We start from the raw sequence: 16,526 nt of genomic DNA, 5'->3' as shown, positions 1-16,526 counted from the left end.
TTATTTGATTCACAACATATTGCCAAACAATGACTGGGCGGTATCCATGGTATGCCAAAGTAACAATAACGAAACTGGCATAGATGTAGAACTAACTCCGGGGGGATCATCACAAGGATCTCCCTACTATGGGGGGGTAGAATACTTGATCTGAGGGATGATGACTTGAGACTACTGCTTGATGCCCTTGGTAATACCTCAAGATTACGTGAGGCTGTAAACTACATACTTGAAACATACCTTGATTACAACGCATCAAGGCTTTACTACTTCATGAGGCTAATGAGCATGGTCAATATCTGGAGACCGATGGGTAAGGGCTGTATAAATGCCCCCCCATTCATTGAACCAATAAAGTCCTTGGTAACCGCCGTAGTACTAGCCAATTATGCATCTAACGGCATTAGGGGGTCAGCAATACTAGCATCTGATTACATAGATGAGATCAAAGATTCATTACAGGAGGTGAGGGGGCTTGGCAATATTTACGTTGTGACTAACCACGTACCTCACGATATTGGTATATTTGATGAACTAATAATGACCTCCGTATCGATTCCACAGGAAACCTTTGGTAAATTAATTAGGGTTGGCAGTGGTGCGGGTTCCGAGGTATTAATTAAGAGACTTGGTTTGAGCGTCATAAGTAATAATTTCGAAAACAATAGGGAATTGTTAAGTGATATTGACCTAGAAATCTTGAGGACAGTTAATGAACTTGGGTTTACAACAATGGCGTCATTAATCGATATCGTATCTCAATCAATGGGAGCATCCAAAAATAGCGTTATTAAGGAATTAATTAAGCTCTCAAACATGAACCTAATTAGAACTAGGTATTTAAGCGATGGCAGAGCCGTAGTCACACCAACCATGGCAGGCCTTAAGTTACTAATGGCTAAATAAGCCTTGTTACAATTAGATATAACCTATTTACGTAATTATTTATCATGTAAAACTATAGAGAAGAATTTATTAATTAGATAAATCCTGGTAAAGTCGATGCCACCCAAGTGGTACTGGCCAATAGACCCGAGTAACATTCCTAAAATAGTCGTTGAGCCGCCAGGTCCAAAGGCCCAGGAAATAATAAAAATGGATGAATCACTGGTAATGCAGTCCTTTGGCCGGTGGTACCCACTGGTTATTCGGCGGGGGGGTTATGGACCCGTCGTTGAGGACGTCGATGGCAACCTATACATTGACTTTAACGCTGGCATTGCCGTCATGAACGTTGGGCATAGCCATCCACGGGTTGTGGAGGCAATTAAGCGGCAGGCCGAGTTATTCACGCACTACAGCATGACCGACTTTTACTATGAATTAATTGTTAAGCATGCATCAATGCTTAGAGACATAGTGCCTATAAGTGGTGATAAACGTGTCTTCTACACAAACTCAGGTACTGAGTCAATAGAGGGGGCTATGAAGGTGGCACGTGGCCACTTCAGGAATCAGAGACCGTACATAATCGCCTTCCTGGGCGCCTTCCACGGGAGGACCTACGGCTCTATGGCATTAACAGCCAGCAAGCCAATACAGAGGCTTGGTTTCAACCCAATGCTACCCAACGTAATACACATACCATACCCCCCCTACCCCCCCTACAGGTGCCCATTCGGAAGGAACTTAACCGAGGAGGAGTGCGGCGAGGCCGTTCTCGGTTACCTGGAGGATTGGATATTCGGAAAGATGGTTGACCCAAGTGAGGTATCGGCGATATTCTTCGAACCAATACAGGGCGAGGGCGGCTATGTTGTCCCGCCAAGGAACTTCTTCCCTGGACTGAGGAAGATCGCTGATAAGTACGGCATATTACTCGTGGATGACGAGGTGCAGGCTGGATTCGGCAGGACCGGTAAGTGGTTCGCTATTGAGCATTGGGGTGTCGAACCTGACATAATAACGATGGCTAAGGCAATAGCCGCCGGCCTACCACTCGGTGCCATAGTTGGTAGGACAAACATAATGGACCTGCCAAGGGGGGGTCTCACGCCAATACCTTTGGCGGTAACCCAGTAGCCTTGGCAGCTGGTATTGAGGTCATAAACATAATAAATGATGAGGACCTGATGGTGAATGCACAGAGTTGGTGACTACATTAAGAAGAGGTTTATGGAGGAGATGGACCGCGTGGAGTTGATTGGTGACGTGCGCGGTCTTGGCTTAATGATTGGTGTTGAACTTGTTAGGAATAAGAGGACTAAGGAGTATGCGACTAAGGAGATTGAGCGGGTGCTCTATGAGTCATTTAAGAGGGGTGTTGCCGTGATTAGTGCTGGTAAGTCTACTATTAGGATTGCGCCACCACTAAACATACCCATGGAACTCGCCGAGAGGGCTGTGGATATAATGATTGATGTTATTAAGAAGGTTGATAGGGAACGTGTTAAGTGACTTTAATTTATCAATGCGTCCTTCAAAACCTCCTTCTCTTCCTCAAGGTACCACTCGAGTACGTAGTCATGCTTGTCCGCGTAGTTCCTGGCGTATTCAAAGGCATTTTTCCAGTCATTATCCTCATAGATTATTCTCCAACCCTCCTCAATGAGTGACATGTCCTCAGACTTACCACTGACTAGGATCCTACCCATCCTCCTGTTTATGAAGACTTTATACCTGCCAGTCATCATATCACGTATACGTGTACAGGTTAAAAAGTCCTATCAGGTTTTTATTTAAAGAGTACACTGAAACTTTCACTGAACTTACGCGGAATTCACGAAATGACTAATGATGCCCACGTATTTATAAATATCGTCAGGGAAAATCAACAGGTAAGTAACATCACCAAACCTCTCCCTAACCCTTAGGAAGGCTTGAAAGACAGCGCCGCTGCTAAGACCAATGAGCAAGCCCGTATTCCTAGCCACGGTAATGACACCCCCCCTAACAGCCTCCTCAAGACTAACATCAACAACCTCATCAACAACCTCACGAACCCACCTAGTCCCAGACTCAAGCCTCTTTATGCCAGGTATTGCGCTACCCGCCGCAGGCTCAACACCAACGACATAAACACGACCAAACTCATCCCTAAGCCTCCTGGCAATGCCGGTTATATGCCCACCAGTGCCGATACCCGCAATCAACACTCTAGGCACCTTACCGACACTCCTGAACTGCCTAACAATTTCCTCACCAGTGACGTAATAATGACCCTCGGGATTATCAACATTCTCAAACTGATTAAGATTAATTGCCCCCCCATTCCTAACGGCCTCCTCATTAACCCAACGCCAAAACTCCTCATCAATCATCTCCCTATCAACCCTAACAACCTCAGCACCCAAGACCTTGAGAAGCACCTCGGTGGTTTCGGGTAAGTGCTTCGTGGTATAAGCCCTGTACCTAAACCCATAAACATTAGCCAGAGCCGCCAGGGAAATCGCCACATTACCCGAGGAGGCCTCAAAGACCAGGTGACCACGTAAATCATTGCTTAAGTACTTACGGAGTAGGAATTGCACTGTTCTGTCCTTAATACTCCTACTAAGTGGATTGAAAAACTCAAGCTTAGCCCAGGCATCACCAAAGCGATCAAGCCTAACAAGGGGGGGCGTCGGGTAAAAACCACTTATGAAATCAATTACGCTAGGAAATACATTCTTACCATCACCACCTGCAAATACCAACACCTGCCATACTAACCCAGCAGGAATAACTAGGCCTTAATAAATGTTATTCCGAAATTTATTAATGAGGTAAAGGTACTAAAGTAGAGGGTCGTGACTATTACGGTAATAACACCATAAAGATCAACAGGGTCTTATACAGTATGCTAATCAGGATAAATATGTTGTGCGTCATGTTGACTGGTTTATTAATGCAATTAATAATTTAAATTAGGAGGGTGAGTTAAATTGAGTATTTCTGCTAAATCGCATGATAAGGACATAGGTTTAATGAATGAGGTTTTTGATGACCCCCCCATTAACTTATTAATCCTTAGGACGATTTATAAATCGAGTAATGCCGTAACTAAGAGAGCTATTAATAAAGTCGTTGCATTCAGCATATTAATAAGGGTGTTTGAAGGTAAGGATGGCGTAAAATTTATGCGTAATGCTGACGCTGTGAATAAATTGGGTAGTTACATAATTATTAAACACTATGGTTGGGTTATAAAAGACCTAAAAGATAGACTTAGCGGCTTAGCAAACAGGGGGGGTTTAATAAGTATTGAGGATGGTCAATTAAAGCCTAGGCTTAGTGGTAATGATGCCTCAAAATTACTTGAAGAGATAGACTCAAGGTTGAGGAGGTTACTTGGTGATGCCGCTGAAGAGATTATTAAAAGTCATGATAAAGCATTATACATAATGAATGCCGAAGGCGTGGCGAGGCTCATACAAATCATGGAGAGGCGTGGGATACGAATTGAGGATATTAAATCATCGGATATTATTAAGGGTGTATCTATGAAAGACTTCATCGAAATAATTAATAAATTAAAGCGGGAGTGTACTGTATGCTTAGATTCTAAAGAACTTGAAAATGAGGCGAGAAATTACAATGAAATTGAAGAATTATGACCAAGGGGGGGAATATTAAGGCAATATTAATGCAACTTGATTATTTAATTAAATCAGCGCTTCAACTCTTCATAGAAATAAATAGAACAAGACACGAAATACCTCTACTCCTCGATACAAATATCTTAATAGCATTAATGCGTGAAAGTAACAATGATACGAGGAGGAGTATCCATATAGCTAATTTAATTTATTTATTGCTTTCCCGTGGTCAAGCCCTTAATTTTCAATTATTAATATCTACCGCTTCACTATTTGAAATATGGAATTACGTCTTAAGATGCATAAACATAAGTAAAGAGGATCATAGGGTTTACGCTGGTAAATAAGTATATGAAATAAGTAATAAAAATAATATTAGCAAAAATATAATTGAAATAATACAAGAAATAGGCAAGTCTCAATTTATTAATTTAGAAAGGAGTAAAGAATACCTAAGTGAGAGAGTTAGGTATTTGGAGGTTGAGCCTGATGATTTTCAAGATATTAATAAGAGTATTGGACTTCACGATTCATTGATTATAAAAACAGCAAGAAGAATGCATGCGTATTTAATTACATTTGATAAGCATAATGATTTTATAATTTATGCAAAGAATAACAATGTTTCTATAATAAATCCATGCATATTTAATAACGTAAACGATAGAATAAATATAGAGTTGAAACGTAGCTCATTATGGAACGAGTTATGGGATAGAATAAAGGATGAGAAGGTGCAAGTTACTGAAGTAGGAGATCGCCTATACTCATGGTTTGTAAGAAGTAAGGAACGCGTAATGGATACCTATGATAGGTGCGAAATGCTGTAGCTCAAAGGGTGGTTAAAAACGTAAAAATGAATGTACGGAATCCCCGCGGTTCGTCCGTCCGCATTCATTGGGGGGGACCGCCACGGTCCTCTCTGGGACTGTCGCGGCATTAATGCATTAGTGGCCATGCTTATAAGTCTTTGGGTTCCTTTAAAAGAAATTGTTTTAAAGGGGGGGTTATTTGTACGTGGCTTGATGGTTGAGGTCATTGTTAAGGAGTTGCCTGAGAGGCCTAGGCTGGTGAGAAGGTGCAATTGCCTAATGGTGAGACTATTAGGGTTAGGCATGTTGGCATTCCCTGGCTCCTACCGCCTAAGAAGGTTTGTAATGACCCTGAGTGCCCATGGCATGGTCACCTAAGTGTTAGAGATCAAGTCTTCACGGTCGTCGTTGAGAGTGTTCATGGCAGAACTGCGACAGTTATCCATGAGTGGTTGCATTATGACCCTAAGTACAAGAGGTATGAGAGGAGGAGGAAGAAGATGCATGTTAGGGTTCCTCCATGCATTGATGTTAAGCCTGGCGACATTGTTTATATTAGCGAGACCAGGCCTTTGGGTAAGACTGTTAGGCATGTCGTAATTGGTAGGAGGGAGGATGTTACGGAGGTTAAATCCCAAGTTCTCAGGCTTGAGCAACAGCAATAACCCTTTAATAATCCCCAGCCTTAATGCGCATAATGCTCTATGACGCACATACTCACCTGCATGAGTTCCTGGACAGCAGGATTGCGGAGTTTGTTAGGGAGATAACCATTGCGGCTGTCTCCGATGATTACCCATCCTCAAGGAGAACAATCGAGTTATCGAGTAATTACGAGAATATCATACCATGCGTAGGCATTCACCCCTGGAATGTGGACAAGGTTAGGCTTGACGAGTTAAGGCAGGTTGAGAAGTTATTATCTGAGGCCAGGTGCATTGGTGAGGTTGGGCTTGATAGGAGGTTTGTTCCCCCCCAAACCTTTAATAGGCAGGTTGAGTTCTTTCAAGCCTTCGTTAATTGGGCTAGGGAGTATGACCTGCCACTTAATATTCACGCACCTGATGCCTGGAGGGATGTTCTTGAGTTGGTTAGGAGGGCCGACGTGGATAGGGTCTTGTTCCACTGGTACACTGGGCCTCTCAACCTTATTCAGGAGTTGAGGGATTATGGCTATTACGTGTCGATAAACGCGGCCATAAAAATACAGGAGAAGTCAAGGGCTGTGGCTAGGGAGGCGCCTCTTGGCATGATACTTCTCGAGAGCGATGGGCCGTATGAGTATAGGGGGGGTATAACGCTCGAGCCTCCCATGGTTAAAGATGCCGCCAGTATTGTCGCTGAAGTAAAGGGCTTGAGTGTTGATGATGTTTGGGACGCGGTTGGCGCTAATTTCTCTAGACTTTTCAACCTGTAGTACTTAACCTATTTATTAATTGATACTCTATGTCCGTAACCACGTACATGCAGTATCAATAGTAATAGTTATTAAGACCCCAATTAAGCTTAATTCCGTATGGCAGAGAAGACAGGCCCATTCCAGAAGGTCGTTGTAGACCAAGACATATGCATCGGCTGTGGTGCATGCGTTAGTGTATGTCCATACCAAGCATTGGAACTTGATGAGAACGGCAAGGCAAGGCTAATATGGGACATGTGCAAGGACGACTTCAGCTGCGTACCAGTCTGCCCAGTGAACTGCATATGGAAGACAAGCGAGGCGCCGGACTCAGCCAAGGGCAAGGCCAATTGGTACAGGTTCAGCAAGGCGCTAAGTGATGCAGAGAAGAAGGAGTTTAATGACTGGAAGGCCAAGTACAAGATCAGCTGGTCACCTGCATAATTGGGTTACTTGTTTAATTAAATATTTAAAAGTAATTGTTTTTCATGAATAGAAAAATTAAAACAGTGCACTTTCTGGACTTGCAACAATGATAATGGATAAGTTGGATAAGGAAATACTAAAGGAGATCCAGAAAGATGGACGATTACAATTGAGTAAGTTGGCAGAGATTCTGAATAGGCCGAGGACCACCGTAGCCACTAGGCTTGCCAGGCTTGAGGGAGACAAGGTAATAGCGTCCTACAGGGCCGTGATAGACCCGTTAAAGGTTGGCTTCTCACTACTGGCCTTTGTATTAATTAGTGTAAGGAGGAGCGCACCGAGCGGTGGTAAGTCGGCCCAGGTACTTCTCGTGGAGAAGATCTTGAGGGATAGTGATGAGGATCCTAGGCTTCCCTGGATCGAGGAGCCTACGTAATAACTGGCCACTATGACCTTCTGCTTAAGGTTTGGGCTAAGGACCTCAGGCAACTCAGTTACTTCCTAATCAATTACTTGCCGACGCACCCCCCCGACATTGCGCAGACGGAGACTATGCTTGTGCTGGAGCTTGTGTCTGATTGGAGGGATAGGTTGTTGCCGATTGACAAGGTTATTCCCGATTAGGAAAATCGCAATCGATTGGTTTCCTGATAATATTCAGGATGTTGAGTGTCGTTTCCCTCGGTGAATTGCTATTAATTATGGACCTGCCGATTATCTCGAAATCAGCCCATTAGCAATTGCACAGCCCGGTTTACCGCCTTGAACACCGACACCCGGCGACAATAATTGATAGCCATCACCCACCATGGACCTAACCCGCCTAATTATGCCTGGTTTTGTGGCCGGCACTATGAAACCACTAACGCCGAGGTCCATACCAAGGGTCACGTTATACTCAAGATTCCTTTCATATAATTCACCGCCGGAGCTCATGGACACGAGTAGGTACACATCAACACTAAGCTTATGGGCCACATCCATGGTTGATGCGAGGTTGTCCCTACCTGTTATTGCGTGCATTATTACACCGTTTATCCCCAAGTCATGCACCTTCCTAATAACGTACGTATTTATATGCGCCACATCGCCGAGCTTGATATCAAGAAGGAAGTACTTATTCATGCCTATTGTTAACTCCCTAATTCCCTGTGGGCCCATGTTTAGTAATTGATACCAACCAATCTTCACTGCATCGATTAAATCAATAATACCCTCTAGGAATGACCTTGTCCTCTCTATGTCCCACTCCGCATCGAGGGCTAGGATTATGCCTGTGGACTTCAGTATCACTAGGTGCGGTTAGACCTGGTAATTTTAAATAGTTTATGATGCAGTGAGCCGTGATAATACGTAGTACTTGGGAATCTCCTCATTAGTTATTTATAAGTCCTCCTGAGATTAATCATTGAATGCTTGATAAGTGCTGCATCGAGGTTGGTATTACAACGAGTGGAGCATCAGTTGGTTTAGTGCCGATTCAGTCTATAAGAAGGCTGAGAACCTGGCCCTGGAGGAGCAGTTAGTCATTATTCATGATCCATCCCTCGAGGATGAATTACTACTTGGTGTTGTTAGGAATGTTACGAAGCTCGAGCCCCTCATTAGGGATAGGGTTAGGTCGCCCTTCGTAGATAGGCCTGAGGTTCTTGATCAAACAATACTCATGCCCTTCACCTCAGCTGCCGTTAGGCTTTATGCGGCGTTGAAGCCAAGCACAAAGTCTGTTCTTGAGGTTAGGCATGTACCAACGCCAGGTTCTAAGGTCTTTGTTATTAAGGATGGCAGGTTCCTTAATGATTACGTGAGGTCTAACATGCCAATTTACGTTGGTAGTCATAAGTACAGTGATTGGCCCATTAGCCTAGATGCCGGCTTCGTTAATCAGCACGTTGGCGTCTTTGGAGCCACTGGCGTGGGTAAATCTAGGCTTGTTAAGGCACTAGTTGAGGAGTTAATTAGGGTTGGGAAGCACGTGATTGTTTTCGACCACAGCGGTGTGGATTACGCACCGCATTTCAGGGATAGGGTAATAACCTCTAAGGAGATTGCCATCTCACCACCAACAATAGCCTCCGTAATCGCTGAGAAGGCCAGGCTTAATTGGCAGACCTTCGGTGAGTACCTGGAGGTCGCAGTGATCACTTACGTGAGCGGTGACAAGAAAATGAAGAAACAACAATCGGCTCAACTAATTGATCCGCAGCCAAGCACTCAAGCAAATCAAGTGGTTAAGTGGGATAAGGCGTTATTCACGAAGCACCTCGTGGATAGTATGAGGGGGTTGGGTGCCAGGGATTCGACTGTTGAGAAGGCTAGGCTCTTCATTGATTACTTCATAGAGAATGAGTTCTTCGATGAGCTTAATAGGAGGATTTTATCGCCGATGGATATCGTAAACAAGGCATTGAAGTCAAGCCCAGTAGTCATTGACCTAAGCCTTGACCCTGAACTAGTGGTTAAGCAGGCGATCGTTGCTGACGTCATAGATGCTGCCTGGAGGCTGGTCAAGGCCAGTAAGGCACCGCTTGACCTGGTCTTCGTTATCGATGAGGCCCAGAACTACGTGCCTGAGAATGAGTGGACGATATGTGGCGATGTTATTGAGACTACGGCTAGGGAGGGCCGTAAGTGGGGGGGCTTATCGCTTATCGTTGCTAGCCAGAGGATCGCTAGGGATGTTAGAGCCAGCATTAGGGCTAACCTCGGCACTGTGTTCTTCAGTAGGTTGAGCGCCCAGGGTGACCTCAGGGAGATAGCCGCGTACATGGACCTAGCCGACGTGAGTGAGGCAACCCTGGCCCAGTTGGGTACTAGGGAGTTCTTCGTGGCTGGCCTAATGAATCCGCTTAGAAAGCCGATACTGATTAGGGTTAGGGATGCCTAACAATCAATTCCTCGCTTACGTAATTCCTCCACGATCTTGATACCGAGCCTGGCAACCTCCCTATACTCCCTATTACCTATTATTCTCCGGATCACGTTGGTGTCAATTATGCCGTATTGATGAACCACGATATTCCTAAACCTAACGACAGACCTATACCTACTAAACTCCTCATTACTAAGCAACCCAGCACCCACCAACTTATTACCGGCGTCTATGTAGCCCTCAACCTCAAAGCCCATAGCAGATGCAGCCTTAACAGCCATATCAATGAGGGACTGGGCTTGAACCTGTAGCAGGTACACGGCCGAGAGGTACTTATACACGTCCTCCAAGTCATTAACGCTTAAGTTATCCAGTAAGGATGTGTAATGAAGAAGGAGCTTCAATAGGCGCTCTATTGCGCCCATTTCTTGGTCACCGCATTTATCTGAGTCCTCAGCAGGTCGAGTTTCTCGGCATCAATCATAAAGTCGAAGCAGGGCGCTAAAACCCTCAACTTGATGTCGAGGTACTCATCAAGGTCCCTGTAGTAGATTACCCTGCCTCTACCCAGAGCGTCTATTATTAATGAGCAGTAGGTACTCATAATTATTGAGAACCACTAGGTCTACGTCCTCATCGCGCACATGGAGAAACCTAGCCAATGCATACTGAAGGTCGAGGTCCCTATCAACATTGGTTAACCAAACGGCGACATCCCAATCACCCTTAATAACCCTACCCCCCCACGCCCTAGAACCAAATAGCACTGCGAAGACTACACCGTAATCGCTCCACGGAAATAACCTCAAATCACCAACGCTCATATTTAATTCCTAAATGAATCAGCCCTTACTTATACTTATTATTGCATTGCCCTTCTGAATAGTGGTGCTATTCCAGGTACATGATTGGAGTTGGCTTGGTAATCCCTGATATTTCCATGATGGGTTGGCTAGAGTTACCTGATGCCCTTCCTCGCAATTGTATGCTATGATTGTGTATGGCTGTGTTGATGAGTAGAGTAGGGTGGTGGTCCTCATGGTTCTCGTTATTGGACCTAGGCTTGCTGTCACGGTTATGTTAGCCATAAGTTCGATTATGATGCTCTCATTCCTTGGATATAGCGTTATGTTGTAGTTTATGGCGAGTCCCTGGGTTGAGAATGACGATGTGGGCAACATGAAAGTGAAGTTGAAGGCGCCCGTAACATCGTTGAAGGAGGCTATCGATACGGCGGTTTCCATCTCATGCTTCAACGCCGACGTTACTAGCGAGGTTATGTAATTGGCCGTGTTGAGCAGGTTCATGGATATGTAGTAGTTCATGTACCAGGTGAAGGCTATGACCAGGACCATGAGGCCACGGTCATTATTATGAAGGCCAGAGTGTCCATACCCATCACCCGAAGCCAACACCTATCTGAACTATGGTTACGTACACGGTATTACCCAACACAACGGCACTTGAGCTTATTGGTTTAACGCCATTACCGAAGTAACAAACCTCACTAACCTTCAATATACCACCATTTCTAAGAACTATTGACTGGGAACTAATGTTCTGAATGCTAATGATCAACCTGCCCCCCCTACCCTGATTGCTAATCAGGTCAAGCACGGGTATGTAAACATACCCAATCCCAGCGGGACCAGTGCCGTTTATAGCCATAACCCTAGGGACCATGACTAAGTAAGTGCCATAATTAACGCCATTGAAGTTACCATAACCAAATTGTAGAACGGCCATTGAGGTACCCATTAAGACGCGCGTTTGGTAACTAACAATTAACGAGAAGTCACTCAGTGATGATGTGAGTACGCCATTAAATGTGGAACCCCTCCACACATTACTAAACCCAGGTGGTAATGAGAAATAGGTTGGTGGAACACCGTATACTAATCCCCCCCCGGTTACTTCATTGATGATATTATTCGAAGCCGTACTAATAGTTATGTTACATAATGAGCCCATAAAGTTGTATGTTCCGTAGTTGGTATTCGGTAGTTGGTATGTGAGTACTGCACCTGGCACGAACATGAATGTATCAATGTCATCCGCGACATTCGTAAGGAATGACGCAACGTACTCAATGGATGACTGAGAGACTTCATTGCCGAACTGCACCATGGAGAAAACAATGAATATGGCACTCACCACCATTATCACGGCAATCAAAATGACAATACTCAACACATCGCTTTGCCCGCGCCTCCAGTAGGTATGGGTAGACTTGAGCGTAATCCTCATTCAATCACCCATAATACACATATATGTACACTGGGAGTATTTCAATTTTTCCACTAAGCACAACACCGCCAGTCAATATTTCATTCCTGACGCCGCATGTGTAGTTAATGACGTACGTCCCAGGGCTATTATAATTGTAATTAATTGAGATTGGGTACGTCACATTAAACACAAGCAGATTACTAAGACTGGACCTAAAACGACCAACCAAAACAGGCACCAACAACTCGTATTGACCACCACCCATGGTAAACACGGCAACCCTGGGATACAATGCAATGAACTCGCCATAAGCCACGCCGGAGATTGTGGATGCTCCATAAAACACCACATTAAATAAATTACTCGACTCATTAACTGCTATTAAACTCCTATTTCCCAGGAGCACGTTAATGTACCCGCTGGGCATTGAACCATAGCTTGGCGGTATGCCGAAAATTACACCGCCACTACTATACACGGTTGTTCCATTAATCGTTAAATTACAGAAGGATGACACAACGTTGTAGGTCCCGTAATTGGTCATAAAGACCGGGTAACTAAGCACATTAGATGGTATTGGGCTAGACAAGGCACTGTCCAGGTCAGTGGCTATGTTGTCGAATAAGGTCTCGACCTGCGAGACCGACACACTTGCAGATGCCTTACCAAAGTTGATCCCAACGATTATGTAGAATATGAGACCCAGGGCAATCACCACACCCATCATAATGACCATGCTGATAGTCTCACTCAAGCCCCTCGCCATACCCATCACCCACCAGCCACACTCATTAAGCCCAGGTAAACCAGGTAATAAGTGCCATTGGGCAACTGAATGATGGCGTAGGCAGAGGCCGTAGGTGCAAAGCCGCTTAGGAAAAACCTTTCCCTATACTGCTGAGGAACTACGTTGTACCTATTAAGTAATTCGAAGTTATAGGAAGTCGTGATTGGCATGTAGTAAGACGTAGTTGGTGTTTGTGTTACCCATAGATCATAGACTATGGTCGTGGCATTATAGACGTAGCAAACACCGTAACAATTGTTCGGATTTTGCGGCGTATTTTGCTGTATTAGTAAGTTGCCGGGCACAATGACCAAGCTTATACTGGTTATGCTTGGGTTTGACAATGCCATTGACGTTAAATTCAATGTCAATTGAGTACAGTTGAGTCCGTTATACTTTGTCAAGTTGTAGAAGTATGGTGATCCATACGGCGTTGAATTACTATCCATAGTAACCAGGTTATAAATAGACGCACTTACATTCAAACCGCACATCGCTGGATTAAATGATAGAGATAACGTAAGTAAATATAGGTAATAATAACCATAATGATAACCATTGTATAATTTAGATGATACCTTATAGATAACATTACTACCGATAACACTCAAAGTGAGGTTTTCATAGGTACTTTTATAGGTCTCATTAACATATATGTTACCAATATTTATTGGAAATGTTGCACCCGCCAATGAACCTGTATAACTTTTACACGTATCATTAACAAAACATATCCATAATTCAGCTTTAATATTTTTAAAACCTAGCGTGAAGTTCGTACCCGGTATTGGCGTCATTAATTGACCAATTAGGTAAGCGTTAATTCCACCTACGTTACTACTAATGCTCACTGGTAAGGTGCAGCTGGCCGTCGTCGGAGCATTTAGGCTTTGCCCTGACGCAGTTCCACCACTCGTTTTTATCTTAACTAGGTAATTGCTGCCGCTGTACATGCCATTACTAATTGAATAGCATTGAGATAGTGATTGCTGCGTGTAGTAGTTAATGAATTGTGGTTCATTATTATATGGGGGGGCATTGAATGAGGAGTACATGATGTTACTGACGCCACCGATTGGGTAGCAATACGGGTACTGGCAAGAGGAATTACTCAATACATTGTAGGGTGTGCTACCATTAGACACGAGCATGTAGACATTACCAGTGGCATTGAGCCAAACCACGGCAACGCCAGTACGTGGATCGAAGTACTCAAGCCACCAATTGAGCATCCTAACGTTATTGCTCTCAATGCATTGTGTTATGTTAGTATTAAGTGGGTTTTTGCATTGTATGAAGGCTACATTTGATAATGGCACGCTAGTGTTTATTGAATAACTACCACCGAGTAGGGAGTTTATTGTGTATATGTTTAGTGAGAGCATTGACGCACTCGTACTAGTCATAAATATTGGCATGCCCAGCGGAGGCACGTAGTAAACACTTGGTATTATACTCAGCGGTACCAGTACGTAATTTCCACGATTCACAATAGACGTTAAGACCACAATGTCTCTATACGGAACCACGGCAATGTACCAATCATACTGAGGACCAACAATTGTGTTGAGCAGCGATTGAACGGCACTCCAGTTACCGTGCTGTACATAGTACGTGAACTGCGGATTACCGATGGCCGTCAGTAATACGTCGTATGCGTACCACTCGGTATTCGTCTGCACCTGGCTCCTCAGGGTCGTCGTCGGTGAGTTGAAGATCATGGGGGGGAGCAGCGCGGCTAGTATGAGTACTATTATTGTCGCCGCAATGGCCTCAATAATCCTCACCTGCCCACGAACATAACTAGCGGATTGCATCGTCACCACCACTGGCACGGTGGCAAACCTTTAGGGTAATAATACTGACTTTGTGTATAGCCGACGTATTGAAGCTGCCCGTTTGCATATATGTAATAAAGATTATAATTATAGTATGTATTGCTGCTTTGCGTTGTTCCATAGCAATTCAGTATTGTATAGTTAAAATACGTGTAGGGTAGTGTTTGGTTGGGGGGGAAACGCATGTACTCTGTGACCCAGCTATAGAGCCCGCTTGGGTAATTAGCCGTGCTACCATACCCAGTTATTTGGGTCTGCGCTGGTGGCACTACCTGGCTTATTACCGTGTACCCTGTGGCTAAGTTATACAGGGTCTCGTTGAATGTGAATATGGACATGACGTGCATTGGGAATACGTTATTGACCTTGAGTATGTTTATTGGTAGTATTGGTATTACTGGACCCATTACTGCGTAGGTTTCATATACGTTAGTTATGTTTGTTATGTATAAGCCTGTGCTTGATCCATATATTGATAGTAGTGTGGGTATACCAAGGTTTACGAAATAGGTATTAACAATCAATTCATTACTCGATTCATTAAGTACATAAGTCATGTATGGCACTAATGAGGTAGCTGAATAACCCTGTGGAATCGATGAGTTTTGAGGATGAGCCCAGGGGTTTAGTGCAAGTACTATATTGCTGTAATTAACGAGTATGAGGTACTGGGTTGTTGGGTAGCCAGTGGGTGGCCAGGGCATTTGTACGTTAAATACTATTGCATTGCTTGTTATGTTGCATACGGTGTAGTTAATGCTGAAGCTTTTTGCTCCCAATGTGGGTGTTACGGCGAGTCCACTGAGTATTGTGCCTAGTGCCGGGTTGTTGTTTATGGATACCTCTATTGGTATGTTTGTGGACAGGTTGTAACTGTTAAAGTACTTTACCGAGGCGTTTATTACCGCGGCGTTTTTAAGTATAAGTGCTACCCAGGAGCCCACGTATACTCCGTTAGTAGTGTCATAGCCACTTAGCATATATGCATTATTGCCAAATACTGTGTTTGGTATTAAGTGGAAGTTAGGTAAATAAATAGTTATTGGTTTTTGAGGTTGACCATTGACATAGATTAAGGCTGTTCCGTTGGTGCTTCCACCGAACAGGTTGATTGGTTCTTTTGGCGTTACTATGACTGTCACATTTATTATTGTTGAACTTGATGTATAGCTGACTGTGCATTTATTATTGTTGGATTGTGAGGTTGATGGCGTAATACAGATGGTGTAGCCTTTATTACCTGTACCGCTGGTTGGTGGTGTTGGTGTTAGGAAGTTTATGCCCACTAGGTAGTTGTTTGGTGATTGGGTTACGTTGAAGGTCGCGGAGATCGCGAAGCCGTTCTGCCCCCCCATGAGCTCGTCGACTGGGTATGCAAACACCAGTGGGTATGTGCCTGAGAAGGCGTAGTAAGTGGAGCACATGCTTGAGGAGACTACCCAACCAACACCCTTTTGCCAACATTCCTGGCTTGGGTATGCCCCCCCGTAATAGGGTGCCCATAGTGAGTTGGCTTGCCCGGTGGAGTATATTCCGGGTCCTGTGCATGTGTAGGTGTTTGTTTTGAAGTTGAATATGCACTTTAACATTGTGTTGTAGGTCATCGTGTTTGGGCTTATGTTGCAGATACTGTTAGGTGCTATTGA

Annotated in this window: 17 protein-coding genes and 4 pseudogenes; 10 read left to right on the top strand and 11 right to left on the bottom strand. The window is 44.2% G+C overall.

Translation table 11 applies throughout. The features are described 5' to 3' along the window. The first annotated feature begins 165 nt into the window (after window positions 1-165). Window positions 166-906: a hypothetical protein gene (locus JCM11216_RS02445; RefSeq protein WP_243674904.1), complete on the top strand. Its 741-nt coding sequence runs from the start codon at window positions 166-168 to the stop codon at window positions 904-906. A gap of 207 nt (window positions 907-1,113) precedes the next feature. After that, a pseudogene (locus JCM11216_RS02440) lies at window positions 1,114-2,397 on the top strand (acetyl ornithine aminotransferase family protein). A 2-nt stretch (window positions 2,398-2,399) separates the two neighbouring features. Here the strand turns inward: JCM11216_RS02440 and JCM11216_RS02435 are convergent. Both JCM11216_RS02435 and JCM11216_RS02430 read right to left on the bottom strand, forming a co-directional pair. Then, entirely contained in the window at window positions 2,400-2,633 is a 234-nt protein-coding gene (locus JCM11216_RS02435; RefSeq protein ID WP_054853197.1) for a hypothetical protein, read from the bottom strand. A gap of 75 nt (window positions 2,634-2,708) precedes the next feature. Continuing rightward, window positions 2,709-3,638, bottom strand: coding sequence for a pyridoxal-phosphate dependent enzyme (locus tag JCM11216_RS02430; protein WP_243674903.1), 930 nt, complete (start codon window positions 3,636-3,638; stop codon window positions 2,709-2,711). 390 nt (window positions 3,639-4,028) lie between these two features. On the opposite strand from JCM11216_RS02430, the gene JCM11216_RS02425 reads away from it, so the two are divergent. The 7 genes and pseudogenes from JCM11216_RS02425 to JCM11216_RS15400 form a co-directional block, all read left to right on the top strand. Then, window positions 4,029-4,535 (top strand): hypothetical protein, encoded by a 507-nt coding sequence (locus JCM11216_RS02425; protein WP_243674902.1) that lies wholly within the window; start codon window positions 4,029-4,031, stop codon window positions 4,533-4,535. Between the two features lie 455 nt (window positions 4,536-4,990). Next, the gene (locus tag JCM11216_RS02415) at window positions 4,991-5,347 is read left to right on the top strand and encodes a hypothetical protein (RefSeq protein ID WP_054853194.1); all 357 of its coding nucleotides are present in this window, start codon (window positions 4,991-4,993) and stop codon (window positions 5,345-5,347) included. A 195-nt stretch (window positions 5,348-5,542) separates the two neighbouring features. Then, window positions 5,543-5,994: pseudogene (locus tag JCM11216_RS02410) on the top strand (30S ribosomal protein S17). A 32-nt stretch (window positions 5,995-6,026) separates the two neighbouring features. Next, window positions 6,027-6,746, top strand: a complete 720-nt coding sequence (locus tag JCM11216_RS02405; RefSeq protein ID WP_054853192.1) for a TatD family hydrolase — start codon at window positions 6,027-6,029, stop codon at window positions 6,744-6,746. Window positions 6,747-6,845: 99 nt separating this feature from the next. Further along, on the top strand, window positions 6,846-7,172 hold the full coding sequence (locus JCM11216_RS02400) for a 4Fe-4S binding protein (RefSeq protein WP_054843634.1): 327 nt from the start codon (window positions 6,846-6,848) through the stop codon (window positions 7,170-7,172). A gap of 88 nt (window positions 7,173-7,260) precedes the next feature. Continuing rightward, entirely contained in the window at window positions 7,261-7,590 is a 330-nt protein-coding gene (locus tag JCM11216_RS15405) for a winged helix-turn-helix transcriptional regulator (RefSeq protein ID WP_243665420.1), read from the top strand. A 20-nt stretch (window positions 7,591-7,610) separates the two neighbouring features. Continuing rightward, a pseudogene (locus tag JCM11216_RS15400) lies at window positions 7,611-7,661 on the top strand (hypothetical protein); the annotation flags it as partial. Window positions 7,662-7,868: 207 nt separating this feature from the next. Here the strand turns inward: JCM11216_RS15400 and JCM11216_RS02390 are convergent. After that, a complete protein-coding gene (locus tag JCM11216_RS02390) occupies window positions 7,869-8,447 on the bottom strand; it encodes an orotidine 5'-phosphate decarboxylase / HUMPS family protein (RefSeq protein WP_243674901.1) in 579 nt (192 codons plus the stop codon). Between the two features lie 119 nt (window positions 8,448-8,566). Between JCM11216_RS02390 and JCM11216_RS02385 the strand changes: the two are divergent. After that, window positions 8,567-10,041: pseudogene (locus JCM11216_RS02385) on the top strand (ATP-binding protein). Here JCM11216_RS02385 and JCM11216_RS02380 read toward each other — a convergent pair. Genes JCM11216_RS02380 through JCM11216_RS02345 form a run of 8 tightly spaced genes read right to left on the bottom strand, consistent with a single transcriptional unit; the run spans window position 10,038 to window position 16,469 of the window. Further along, window positions 10,038-10,451, bottom strand: coding sequence for a DUF86 domain-containing protein (locus JCM11216_RS02380; RefSeq protein ID WP_054853191.1), 414 nt, complete (start codon window positions 10,449-10,451; stop codon window positions 10,038-10,040). The pseudogene JCM11216_RS02385 and the gene JCM11216_RS02380 overlap by 4 nt on opposite strands. Beyond that, window positions 10,439-10,630 (bottom strand): hypothetical protein, encoded by a 192-nt coding sequence (locus JCM11216_RS02375; RefSeq protein WP_054853190.1) that lies wholly within the window; start codon window positions 10,628-10,630, stop codon window positions 10,439-10,441. The genes JCM11216_RS02380 and JCM11216_RS02375 overlap by 13 nt, the downstream gene beginning before the upstream one ends. Beyond that, the gene (locus tag JCM11216_RS02370) at window positions 10,590-10,850 is read right to left on the bottom strand and encodes a nucleotidyltransferase domain-containing protein (RefSeq protein WP_054853189.1); all 261 of its coding nucleotides are present in this window, start codon (window positions 10,848-10,850) and stop codon (window positions 10,590-10,592) included. Before JCM11216_RS02370 ends, JCM11216_RS02375 begins: the two co-directional genes overlap by 41 nt. Before the next feature lie 18 nt (window positions 10,851-10,868). Continuing rightward, window positions 10,869-11,381 carry a hypothetical protein gene (locus JCM11216_RS02365; RefSeq protein WP_243674900.1) on the bottom strand — a complete coding sequence of 171 codons (513 nt, stop codon included), beginning with the start codon at window positions 11,379-11,381 and terminating at the stop codon, window positions 10,869-10,871. 43 nt (window positions 11,382-11,424) lie between these two features. Then, window positions 11,425-12,273 carry a hypothetical protein gene (locus JCM11216_RS02360; protein WP_054853188.1) on the bottom strand — a complete coding sequence of 283 codons (849 nt, stop codon included), beginning with the start codon at window positions 12,271-12,273 and terminating at the stop codon, window positions 11,425-11,427. Window positions 12,274-12,277: 4 nt separating this feature from the next. Then, window positions 12,278-13,027: a hypothetical protein gene (locus JCM11216_RS02355; protein WP_054853187.1), complete on the bottom strand. Its 750-nt coding sequence runs from the start codon at window positions 13,025-13,027 to the stop codon at window positions 12,278-12,280. Then, complete coding sequence (locus tag JCM11216_RS02350) at window positions 13,027-14,865, bottom strand: hypothetical protein (RefSeq protein ID WP_243674899.1); 1,839 nt, start codon at window positions 14,863-14,865, stop codon at window positions 13,027-13,029. Before JCM11216_RS02350 ends, JCM11216_RS02355 begins: the two co-directional genes overlap by 1 nt. After that, a complete protein-coding gene (locus JCM11216_RS02345; RefSeq protein WP_054853185.1) occupies window positions 14,862-16,469 on the bottom strand; it encodes a hypothetical protein in 1,608 nt (535 codons plus the stop codon). The genes JCM11216_RS02350 and JCM11216_RS02345 overlap by 4 nt, the downstream gene beginning before the upstream one ends. Between the last annotated feature and the right edge of the window lie 57 nt (window positions 16,470-16,526).

Origin of the sequence: Vulcanisaeta distributa JCM 11216 (assembly GCF_001315985.1) — an archaeon.
Lineage (GTDB): Archaea > Thermoproteota > Thermoprotei > Thermoproteales > Thermocladiaceae > Vulcanisaeta > Vulcanisaeta distributa_E.
This window is presented reverse-complemented; position numbering and strand designations above follow the sequence as displayed.

Bases quoted from the DNA above. Each gene is read 5' to 3' on its own strand.
- JCM11216_RS02435 (WP_054853197.1), bottom strand. From the start codon at position 2,633: ATGATGACTGGCAGGTATAAAGTCTTCATAAACAGGAGGATGGGTAGG.
- JCM11216_RS02405 (WP_054853192.1), top strand. From the start codon at position 6,027: ATGCTCTATGACGCACATACTCACCTGCATGAGTTCCTGGACAGCAGG.
- JCM11216_RS02400 (WP_054843634.1), top strand. From the start codon at position 6,846: ATGGCAGAGAAGACAGGCCCATTCCAGAAGGTCGTTGTAGACCAAGAC.
- JCM11216_RS15405 (WP_243665420.1), top strand. From the start codon at position 7,261: ATGATAATGGATAAGTTGGATAAGGAAATACTAAAGGAGATCCAGAAA.
- JCM11216_RS02380 (WP_054853191.1), bottom strand. From the start codon at position 10,451: ATGGGCGCAATAGAGCGCCTATTGAAGCTCCTTCTTCATTACACATCC.
- JCM11216_RS02375 (WP_054853190.1), bottom strand. From the start codon at position 10,630: ATGAGTACCTACTGCTCATTAATAATAGACGCTCTGGGTAGAGGCAGG.
- JCM11216_RS02370 (WP_054853189.1), bottom strand. From the start codon at position 10,850: ATGAGCGTTGGTGATTTGAGGTTATTTCCGTGGAGCGATTACGGTGTA.
- JCM11216_RS02365 (WP_243674900.1), bottom strand. From the start codon at position 11,381: ATGGTCCTGGTCATAGCCTTCACCTGGTACATGAACTACTACATATCC.
- JCM11216_RS02360 (WP_054853188.1), bottom strand. From the start codon at position 12,273: ATGAGGATTACGCTCAAGTCTACCCATACCTACTGGAGGCGCGGGCAA.
- JCM11216_RS02355 (WP_054853187.1), bottom strand. From the start codon at position 13,027: ATGGGTATGGCGAGGGGCTTGAGTGAGACTATCAGCATGGTCATTATG.
- JCM11216_RS02345 (WP_054853185.1), bottom strand. From the start codon at position 16,469: ATGTTAAAGTGCATATTCAACTTCAAAACAAACACCTACACATGCACA.